Below are 9,930 nucleotides of genomic sequence, written 5' to 3'. Positions count from 1 at the left end.
CCGACCGCGGGGGGACCGGGGGTGTCCCCCGGGTTCGGGGAGGGGTGGGGTGGGGGACATTACGGGGCCGTCGGTGGGGCGGTGCTGGCTCGGATCATCAGCTGGGTCGCGAGCTCCACGCGCGGCGAGTCGATCTCCTCGCCACGCGCCTGCCGCAGCACCGTGCGGGCCGCCACTTTGCCCATGTCGGCCAGAGGCTGACGCACCGTCGTCAGGGGCGGGGCGGACCAGCTGACCTCGGGGAGGTCGTCGAAGCCGACCACGCTCACATCCTCCGGCACCCGCAGCCCCCGCCTCCGCAGGGCCTCGATCGCGCCCAGGGCCATCTGGTCGCTGGAGGCGAAGACGGCGGTCGGCGGGGTGGGGGAGGCCATGAGCTGGTCGCAGCCGTGGAAGCCGGATTCGTGGTAGAAGTCCCCCTGTGCGACGAGAGCTTGATCGAACGGAACACCCGCCGCCTCCAGGGCCGCCCGGTATCCGTCCAGCCGCGCCCGGCTGCACAGCAGCCGCGGCGGGCCCGCGATGAAACCGATACGGCGGTGCCCCAGGCTCAGGAGGTGTTCGGTGGCGGCCAGGCCACCGGCCCAGTTGGTGGCGCCGACGGTCGGCGCCGCGGGGCCGTCGAGGGCGGGGGAGCCCGCCGGGTCGACGACCACGATGGGGACGTTCAGCCGCCGCAACTCGGCGTGGACCACCGGCTCCAGGGCGGATGTCACCAGGATGACCCCGTCCGAGGCGCGGGCCCGCAGGTTCTTCATCCACTGCCGGGTCGAGCCCGCCCGCCCGTGGATGGCGGAGACGACCGTACCGACCCCGTCCTGGTGCGCGATCTCCTCCACACCGCGGATGATCTCCACGGCCCAGGGGCTGTCGAGGTCGTTGAAGACCAGGTCGACGAGGGCGGCGCGGTCGCCGGGGGCGGCCTGGCGGCGGCGGTAGCCGTGGAGGCGCAGCAGGTCCTCGACCCGGGCCCGGGTCTCGGGGGAGACGTCCGACCGTCCGTTGACGACCCGCGAGACCGTGGGAACGGACACCCCGGCCTCCTGGGCGATGGCGGTGATCGTCACCTTGGGCTTGGTGCCGCCGTCGGGGCCCGCGCTCTCCGTAGCCATTTCCGCCTCCTCCGTTGACGGGCATCACGCCCGCCTCTAACTTTCCGGTCGCACCCTCGGAACCTTGCAGAAGTCTTCCGGAAAACCGGATCAGACGTGAAGAGAAGAGAGGGACACTCCCATGAAGCTCCAGCTCCTGAGCTTACGCAGAGCCCACGCCACCGCACTGCTCGCTTCCGCGGTGCTCGCCTTCGGCCTCGCGGCACCGACCCAGGCGGCCGGCGCCGCCAACCCCACGCTGCGCGAAGTCGCCGACCGCACCGGCCGCTTCGTCGGCACCGCCGTCAACGACGGACGCCTGAGCGACGGCACCTACGCGAACATCGCCAAGGGCGAGTTCTCCAGCGTGACCGCCGAGAACGCCATGAAGTGGGGCTCGGTCGAGCCGAACAGGGGCCAGTTCAACTGGGCCGCCGCCGACCGTCTCGTCTCGTTCGCCCAGGCCAACCGTCAGAAGGTGTACGGGCATACCCTGGTCTGGCACAGCCAGATGCCGAACTGGCTGGCCAACGGCTCGTTCTCCAACGCCGAGCTGCGCACCATCATGACCGGCCACGTCACCACCCAGGTCGCCCGCTACAAGGGCAAGGTCCAGCGCTGGGACGTGGTCAACGAGGCGTTCAACGAGAACGGCACCCTGCGCGCGTCCAAGTTCTACAACCAGCTCGGCCAGTCGTACATCGCCGACGCCTTCCGGGTCGCGCGCGCCGCCGACCCGAGCGCCAAGCTGTTCATCAACGACTACAACACCGAGGGCACGAACGCGAAGAGCGACGGCCTGTACAACCTGGTCAAGTCGCTGAAGTCGCAGGGCGTGCCGATCGACGGCGTCGGCTTCCAGAGCCACCTGATCGTGGGCCAGGTCCCGTCGACGATGAAGGCCAACCTCCAGCGCTTCGCCGACCTCGGCGTGGAGGTCGTGATCAGCGAGCTGGACATACGGATGGCCACCCCGGCCGACGCCGCCAAGCTCCAGCAGCAGGCCAACGACTACAAGGCGGTGGCCCGGACCTGTCTGGCGATCGCCCGCTGCACCGGCATCACGGTGTGGGGCTTCGGCGACCGGGACTCCTGGGTGCCGGGTACCTTCCCGGGCCAGGGGGCGGCCAATCTGTACGACACCAACTACCAGCCCAAGCCCGCCTACAACGCCTTCCGCGACGGGCTCGCCGGGTCGTAGGCGTCCTAGGCGGCCACAGCCTCCTCCGTGCGCGTGGCGTACGCCTGGACGGTGACCGTCTCATCGTCCAGGCACCGCCCCGTCTCCAGGTCGAAGCGCTGCTTGAGCAGCGGCGAGGCCACGAACGGCCGTCCGTCCGCCGAGCCCAGCAGACCTCGGGAGAGGACGTACGCGCCGGTGAAGGGGTCGCGGTTGTCGATCGCGTACGGGCGGCCCGCCCGGTCCAGGAAGACCGCCACCTGCGTACCGTCCGGCAGCAGGGCGGCCACGCCGCGGCCCGGGATGAGGTCGGTGAGGTCGCAGATCGCGAACCACCGCTGGTCGATGAGGAGTTCCACGCGGAGGTCGATCCGCTCGGGCGCCATGGTCATCGGCTCGAAGTCCCTTCGAGAGTGCGTGCGGTACGGACGGGGATGTTGGGGCCGGACAGCAGCGTCAGGTCCGGCTTGACCTGGTCGCGCTCGGGGACGAAGGCGACCGTCGGGTCGGGCGATTCGGGCGCGTTGACGAAGGAGACGAAGCGCCGCAGCCGCTCGGGGTCGTTGATGGTCTCGGCCCATTCGTCGCGGTAGCCCGCCACGTGGTCGGCCATCAGCGCCTCCAGTTCGGCGCACAGCCCCAGCGAGTCGTGGACCACCACGTCCCGTACGTGGTCCAGGCCGCCCTCGATCCGCTCCAGCCAGGCCGAGGTGCGCTCCAGCCGGTCCGCGGTGCGGATGTAGAACATCAGGAAGCGGTCGATGAGCCGGATCAGCCCCTCGTCGTCCAGGTCCTGGGCGAGCAGGTCGGCGTGGCGCGGCTCGGCGCCGCCGTTGCCGCCGACGTACAGGTTCCAGCCGTTGGAGGTGGCGATGATGCCGAAGTCCTTGCCGCGCGCCTCGGCGCACTCGCGGGCGCAGCCGGAGACGGCCGACTTCAGCTTGTGCGGGGAGCGCAGGCCCCGGTAGCGCAGCTCCAGGTCGATGGCCATGCGCACCGAGTCCTGGACGCCGTAGCGGCACCAGGTCTGGCCCACGCAGGACTTCACGGTGCGCAGCGCCTTGCCGTACGCGTGGCCCGATTCGAACCCGGCGTCGACCAGCTTGGACCAGATCACCGGGAGCTGGTCCACCCGGGCGCCGAAGAGGTCGATCCGCTGACCGCCGGTGATCTTCGTGTAGAGGCCGAAGTCCCGGGCGATCTCGCCGATCACGATCAGCTTCTCGGGGGTGATCTCGCCACCGGGGATGCGGGGCACGATCGAATACGACCCGTTGCGCTGGAGGTTGGCCAGGAAGTGGTCGTTGGTGTCCTGGAGGGCGGCCTGTTCGCCGTCCAGGACGTAGCCGCTGGCGCCCAGCGTCGGGGCGAGCGAGGCGATGATCGAGCCGACGGCCGGCTTGCACACCTCACAGCCGTCGCCGCTGCGCGCCTCCTCGCGGCCGTGGCTGTCCAGCAGCTGCGCGTAGGTGGTGATGCGCAGGGTGCGGACGATCTCGTACAGCTCGGCGCGGGTGTACGCGAAGCAGCCGCACAGCCCCTTGTCGACGCTGATCCCGCTGGCCTCCAGCTCGTCGTTGACGAGCGTGGTGAGCGTCTTGACGCAGCTGCCGCAGCCGGTGCCCGCCTTGGTGCACTTCTTCACCTCGGGCACGGTGGTGCACTCGTGCTCGGTGACCGCCGAGCGGATCGAGCCCTTGGTGACGTTGTGGCAGCTACAGATGACCGCCTCGTCGGGCAGCGCGGACGGGCCGAGCGCGGCGGGCGCGCCGAGCCCAGCGGGCAGCACCAGCTGCTCGGGGGCGACGGGCGGCACGGAACCGGTCAGCGGCCGCAGCATGCCGTACGAGTCGGCGTCGCCGACCAGCACCCCGCCGAGCAGTTCGCCGTCCGCGCCGATCACCAGCTTCTTGTAGACGCCCGCGCGGGAGTCGGAGTAGACGACGTCGAGACAGCCGTCGGCGGTGCCGTGGGCGTCGCCGAAGGACGCCACGTCCACGCCGAGCAGCTTGAGCTTGGTGGAGGTGTCGGCGCCGGTGAAGCCCTCGCAAGCAACCGCGGCGAGGTCGTCGGCGACGGTCTGCGCCATCTCGTACCCGGGCGCGACCAGCCCGTACACCTTGCCGTCGGCGGTCAGCGCGCATTCGCCGATCGCGTACACCGCCGGATCGCTGGTGCGGCACCGCTCGTCGACCGCGATGCCGCCGCGCTCGCCGACGTCCAGGCCGCAGTCCCGGGCCAGCTGGTCGCGGGGGCGCACCCCGGCCGAGAAGATCACCAGGTCGGTGTCGATGGACGAGCCGTCCGAGAGCGCCATGGCGGTCACCGCGCCGTTGGAGTCGGCGGTGATCTCCTTGCCGCCGACACCGGTGTGCACGATCAGCCCCATGTCCTCGACGGTGCGGCGCAGCGCGGCGCCGCCGCCCTGGTCCACCTGGAGCGCCATCAGCCGCTCGTTGAACTCCACGATGTGCGTGGTCAGCCCGAGCCCCTTCAGCGCGCCCGCCGCCTCCAGGCCGAGCAGCCCGCCGCCGACCACGGTGCCGGTCGCGCGGTCCTTGGCGTACTCCTCGATCGCCAGCAGGTCCTCGACCGTGCGGTAGACGAAGCAGCCCTCGCTGTCCTTGCCGGGCACCGGCGGGACGAACGGATACGAGCCGGTGGCCAGCACGAGCGTGTCGTACGTGACGGTGAGCCCGGAGCGCGCGGTGACCGTGCGCGCCTCCCGGTCGATGGCCTCGGCCGGGTCGCCCAGGTGCAGCTCGATGCCGTGCCGCTCCATGAAGCCGTCCTCGACCATGGACAGGTCGTCCGGGGTCCGGCCGGAGAAGTACGAGGTCAGCTGCACCCGGTCGTAGGCGGGCCGGGGCTCCTCGCACAGCACCACGACCCGGGCGCGGGTGGTCACGCCCCGGTCGGCCAGGGCCTCCAGGAAGCGCTGGCCGACCATGCCGTGCCCGACGAGCACGATCGTGGGGGCGGTCTCGGTCTTCGGTGCGCTCTTCGTCATGCCAGGAAGCCTGCGGGAGCGCTGTTTCCCGACCGCATCACCATCGTTTCCCGGACGCAACGCTGCCCTCAGCGCGCCGCCCCGCCGGCTGTGAGACTTATCCGAGCGTGATCGGCAGCTTCTGCGGGCTGTTGCCGACGAAGCTCCGGTGCGGCACCAGCTGATCGTCCGGAACCGCCAGGTCGAGGCCGGGGAAGCGGGTGAAGAGCCCCTCCAGCGCGATCACGGCCTCCATCCGGGCCAGCGGGGCGCCCAGACAGAAGTGCGCGCCGTGGCCGAAGGACAGATGGCGTGCAGCCCGGGTCACGACGAAGCGGTCCGCGTCCGGTCCGTACGCCCGCTCGTCGCGCCCTGCGGAGGTGTACGAGACGAGCACGGGCGCGCCCTTCGGGATCACCGCGTCGCCGACGGGCAGATCCCTGGTGGGGTAGCGGAACGGGAAGTAGCTGACCGGGCTGTCGTACCGCAGCGTCTCCTCGACCACGTCGTCCCAGCTCGCGGCCCCGGAGCGGACCAGCTCCAGCTGATCGCGGTGGTTGCACAGGGCCCGCACCGCGTTGGTGATCAGATTGAGCGTGGTCTCGTGCCCCGCGATGATCGTCAGCATCAGGGTGCCGATCAGCTCCTCCTCGCTGAGCCGGTCCCCGTCCTCCGCGCGCGTCGCGATCAGCGCGCTGGTCAGGTCGTCGCCCGGGTCCTTCATCCGGGCCGCGGCCACCTGGCCGAGGATCGCCACCATCTCGCGGTTGGCCTCCGGGACCCGCTCGGGGGCGGTGCCGGTGGAGACGATCTCGTTGGACAGCTCGTGCAGCCGGTCCTGGTACGCCGCGTCGACGCCCAGGAGCTGGGAGATCACGCTCATCGGCAGCGGCAGCGCGAAGTGACGGCGCAGATCCGCCACCCCGTCCGGGTCCGCGGCGGCGGCCTCGCCCAGCCGGTCCAGCAGCGTGCCGGTCAGCTCGTGCACGACCGGACGCAGCGCCTCCATGCGGCGCGGGGTGAACGCGCGCGTCACCAGGGACCGCAGCCGCTTGTGGTCGTCGCCGTCGGCGGTGGTCATGCCCCGCACGGTGGCGAAGGTGAGCATCGGCCAGCCCGGCGGTATCTCCCCGCTCTGGAGGGCGGCGAAGTGGCAGGCGTTCTTGGCCACGTCGGGGTGGGTGAGGAAGCCCTTCAGCTCCTCGTGCCGGGTGACGGCGTACGCCGGTACGTCACCGGGCAGCAGGACCGGGACTGCGGCCCCGCGTGCGCGTAACCGGTCGTTGACCGCGTGCTGGTCGTCGGGGTCCAGCCGGTGCGGCGCGGGGCCGTCGTGCGGGACGGGGCCGTCGTGCGCCACGGGGTCGGCGTGCGGGACGGGGCAGCGGCCGTCGGTCATCTGCGGTCTCCTGGAGGCGAGTCGGGCGCGTCGGACGCATGGGACGCGGTGGGCCACTGGTGAAGCGGCGGCGGGGCCGGGGCGTCGGCGGCGAGCTGCGGCGCGGAGAACCGCACGGGCAGCCCGGCCAGCCCCTTGGACCAGGGCGAGGTGATCCACGGAAGCTGCTCCTCCGGCACCGCGATCTCCAGATCGGGCAGCCGGTGGCGGAGCGTGTCCACGGCGGTACGGGTGATCAGCCGGGCCGGATCCTGCGCCGGGCAGGTGTGGGGGCCCGCGCCGAACGCGAGGTGCGAACGGTTGCCGACCACCGGACGGCCGTCCTCCGGCAGCACCTCCGGATCGGCGTTCGCCCCGGCCAGCCCCAGGATCAGCATGTCCCCGGCGCGGATGTCCTGCCCGCCGAGGCGCAGATCGCGGGTGGCGTAGCGGCCGGGGAAGTTCTGCGTCGGCGGCTGGCGCCACAGCACCAGGTCGAGCGCGTCGTCCACGGTGAGGTGGCCACGGGCCAGGGAGGAGCGGAACGCGGGGTCGGTGAGCAGGATCTGCGTGGTGGAGGCGATCCAGTTCACGGTGGTCTGGTTCCCCGCCACGATGATCACCACCAGGTTGTGCAGCACCTCCTCGTCGCTCAGCCCGACCGGGTGCTCCAGCAGCCACGAGGTGAGGTCCGCGCCCGGCCGCTGCTTCTTCCAGGCGACCAGCTCCAGCAGGATGCGGCCCATCCGCTTGTTGGCGCCGGTGGCGGCCACGGTGGGGGCGACGATGGTGGAGATCGCGTCGACCAGCCGCGGCCCGCTCTCCTCGTCCAGACCCAGCAGCTCGGTGACCACCTGGAGCGGCAGGACGCGCGCGTACTGCGCCACCAGATCGGCCCGGTGCTGATCGGCGAACCCGGCGACCAGCCGCTCCGCGGTGGCCCGCACCGTACGGATCAGCTCGTGCCCGTTCACCCGGCCCAGCGCGTCGGCCACCGCCGAACGCATCCGGCGGTGCTGCGCGCCGTCCGCGAACAGCAGCGCGGGCCGCCAGCCCACCAGCGGCATCATCGGCGAATCGGCCGGAACCCGGCCGTCGCGCAGCGGCGTCCAGCGGCGCGGATCGTGCGAGAAGTACTGCTCGTCGCGGGTGAGATGGAGCAGCTCGCGGTGGCCGATGACGAGCCACGCCTCGATCCCGGGCGCGATCTCGACCGGCACCACATTGCCGTGGTCGCGGCGCATCCGCTCGTACAGCTCGGTCAGCGGCCCGTCCAGCGCCGTCCCGTGCAGCGGCACCCGCTCCGTCGCCGTACCGGCGGGACCGGTGGCGCGGGCCGCCGTCATGCCGTCTCCGTGACGGTCTCGATGAGATGGCTCACCAGCGAGATCAGCGCCTTGACCGACGACGTGTGCTCGCGCGCGTCACAGATGACCAGCGGGGTGTGGGGGAGCAGATCGAGCGCCGAGCGCAGATCGTCCTCGCTGTGCAGCACGCTGTCCGGGAAGGAGTTGACGGCCACCGAGAACGGAACGTCCAGGTCCTCCAGATGGCCGATGGCGTCGAACGACGCCTCCAGGTCGCGGGTGTCGACCAGCGCGAGCGCGCCCAGGGCGCCGCGCGCCAGGTCCTTCCACGCGGGGAGGAAACGCTGCTGGCCGGGGGTGCCGAAGAGGTACAGGACCAACTCGCCGCCCAGCGTGATCCGCCCGAAGTCCAGCGCCACAGTGGTGGTGGACTTCGTCGGCCGCACCGGCGTGTCCAGCCGGGCGCCCGCCCGGCTCATGGTCGCCTCGGTGGACAGCGGCTTGATCTCCGACACCGTGCCGATCAGCGTGGTCTTGCCGACCCCCATCGGCCCGACGACCAGGATCTTCGCCGCGCCGGACACGCTGGGCTGCACGTACATGACCGTCGTGTCGTCCAGGTCGTCCAGGTCGTCCAGGCCGTCCGCGCTGTCCGTGCCGTTCATGCCGTGGGTGTCATCCATGTCGTCGTCCACGCCGTCCGTGCCGTCGACGCCTTTCGCGCCGTCCGTGCGGCCCGTGTCGGGCATCGAGATCTCAGAGCTTGCTTTCAAGCCCATCGAGCACCTTCCTCAGCAAGTCCATATCGGCGCGCTCGGCCACCCGGATGGGCGGGCGCGCCACGATGTGCCCCCAGTCGATGAGATCGGCGAGCAGCACCTGCACCACGGCGGGTGGCTGACCGAGGTGAGCGGCGACCTCCGCCACCGACAGCAGCCCCTGACAGCAGCGGACGATCCGCCGGTACTCGGGCTGGAGGGCCGGGGGCAGCGCGCTTCCGGAGGACTTCACCAGCGTCTCCAGCGGCAGAGCATCCCGTGAGGAACCCGCGCGCCCCCGTGTGATCACGTATGGGCGCACCGCGGCCGTGGTGCGTTCCTCCCCGGGCTCGGTCATGGTGTGCTGATCTGCTCCCGTGGCCGACTGCTCAGATGGGCGCCGATTCTCGCCACCAGCACTTGCATCTGCTGGGCCACCAGACCGACATCCGCCTCCGTGCCGGTGGCCACCCCCAGCGAGGCGCCCTGCCCTGCCGAGGTGAACAGCACGAACCCGCCGTCCGNGCCCTGCCCTGCCGAGGTGAACAGCACGAACCCGCCGTCCGATTCGATCATCAGCTGTCTCACCCCCGCCTCCTCGCCGAACAGCAGCGACACCGTGGACTGGCTGGTCATCGTCAGCGCCGCGCAGGCCGCGGCCAGCGACTCGGCCTCGGCGACGCCCAGTTCGGGGACCTCTCCCGTCAGTCCCTCGGCGGAGCCGTGCCCCATGCGCAGACCGTCCTCCGAGACGACGACGGCGTGCCGCACCCCCGGAATCTGGGTCAAGGGACGCAGCATCCATCCAACGTCGGGCAGCCTGGATATGGTTCCGGCCACTACCGGCCTCCTTCTCGGTCCTCTTCTCGATCCCCGTGGTCTTCGCGGTCCCGGTCCCGGTCGTGCTCCGGAACCCGCCCCCGGTCATGGCTCCCGCCTCCGGCTCCGGCTCCGGCCTCCGTGGCCTCGGCCCGCCCGCGGCGGGTGCCGGACACCACGCTCGCGATGGAGGCCCGGGCGGCCTCGGGGGTCCAGGGGTCGGCGTCCGCGGCGGTGTCCCCGGAGGCGGTGTCCCCGGGGGCCGTCCCGCCGGGCCCGGTGGTGTCCGTACGCGGGGCGTCGCCGCCCGGGGCGGCCGTACGGGAATCCGTACGCGGGGTCGTACGCCGCCGGTTGCGGCGCTGCGGAAGGCCGCCGCCCGCCGGGGCGGCGGGGGTGCCACCGGGC

9 protein-coding genes and 1 pseudogene are annotated in these 9,930 nt (G+C 71.8%); 1 reads left to right on the top strand and 9 read right to left on the bottom strand.

Annotation, left to right across the window (positions count from 1 at the left end; all coding sequences use genetic code 11):
• Positions 1 to 59: 59 nt before the first annotated feature.
• Entirely contained in the window at positions 60 to 1,112 is a 1,053-nt protein-coding gene (locus EEJ42_RS10960; RefSeq protein ID WP_123099760.1) for a LacI family DNA-binding transcriptional regulator, read from the bottom strand.
• 121 nt (positions 1,113 to 1,233) lie between these two features.
• Between EEJ42_RS10960 and EEJ42_RS10955 the strand changes: the two genes are divergently transcribed.
• Positions 1,234 to 2,292 (top strand): endo-1,4-beta-xylanase, encoded by a 1,059-nt coding sequence (locus tag EEJ42_RS10955; RefSeq protein ID WP_123099759.1) that lies wholly within the window; start codon positions 1,234 to 1,236, stop codon positions 2,290 to 2,292.
• Between the two features lie 5 nt (positions 2,293 to 2,297).
• On the opposite strand, the gene nirD is transcribed toward EEJ42_RS10955, so the two are convergent.
• From nirD to EEJ42_RS10915, 8 genes and pseudogenes are all read right to left on the bottom strand, one after another.
• Entirely contained in the window at positions 2,298 to 2,663 is a 366-nt protein-coding gene (nirD, locus tag EEJ42_RS10950) for a nitrite reductase small subunit NirD (protein ID WP_123099758.1), read from the bottom strand.
• The gene (gene nirB / locus EEJ42_RS10945) at positions 2,660 to 5,281 is read right to left on the bottom strand and encodes a nitrite reductase large subunit NirB (protein WP_123099757.1); all 2,622 of its coding nucleotides are present in this window, start codon (positions 5,279 to 5,281) and stop codon (positions 2,660 to 2,662) included. The genes nirD and nirB overlap by 4 nt, the downstream gene beginning before the upstream one ends.
• Positions 5,282 to 5,378: 97 nt before the next feature.
• The gene (locus tag EEJ42_RS10940) at positions 5,379 to 6,659 is read right to left on the bottom strand and encodes a cytochrome P450 family protein (RefSeq protein WP_123099756.1); all 1,281 of its coding nucleotides are present in this window, start codon (positions 6,657 to 6,659) and stop codon (positions 5,379 to 5,381) included.
• Positions 6,656 to 7,984: a cytochrome P450 gene (locus EEJ42_RS10935; RefSeq protein ID WP_123099755.1), complete on the bottom strand. Its 1,329-nt coding sequence runs from the start codon at positions 7,982 to 7,984 to the stop codon at positions 6,656 to 6,658. Before EEJ42_RS10935 ends, EEJ42_RS10940 begins: the two co-directional genes overlap by 4 nt.
• A complete protein-coding gene (locus EEJ42_RS10930; protein WP_246096354.1) occupies positions 7,981 to 8,718 on the bottom strand; it encodes a GTP-binding protein in 738 nt (245 codons plus the stop codon). The genes EEJ42_RS10935 and EEJ42_RS10930 overlap by 4 nt, the downstream gene beginning before the upstream one ends.
• Complete coding sequence (locus tag EEJ42_RS10925) at positions 8,702 to 9,061, bottom strand: DUF742 domain-containing protein (RefSeq protein WP_123099754.1); 360 nt, start codon at positions 9,059 to 9,061, stop codon at positions 8,702 to 8,704. The genes EEJ42_RS10930 and EEJ42_RS10925 overlap by 17 nt, the downstream gene beginning before the upstream one ends.
• Entirely contained in the window at positions 9,058 to 9,543 is a 486-nt protein-coding gene (locus tag EEJ42_RS10920) for a roadblock/LC7 domain-containing protein (RefSeq protein ID WP_123099753.1), read from the bottom strand. The genes EEJ42_RS10925 and EEJ42_RS10920 overlap by 4 nt, the downstream gene beginning before the upstream one ends.
• Positions 9,543 to 9,930: pseudogene (locus EEJ42_RS10915) on the bottom strand (hypothetical protein); the annotation flags it as partial. The pseudogene EEJ42_RS10915 and the gene EEJ42_RS10920, both read right to left, overlap by 1 nt.

This window comes from Streptomyces botrytidirepellens (assembly GCF_003721215.1).
GTDB lineage: Bacteria > Actinomycetota > Actinomycetes > Streptomycetales > Streptomycetaceae > Streptomyces > Streptomyces himastatinicus.
Note: the sequence above shows the minus strand (reverse complement) of the source record. Positions and strands in the feature narration are given on the sequence as shown.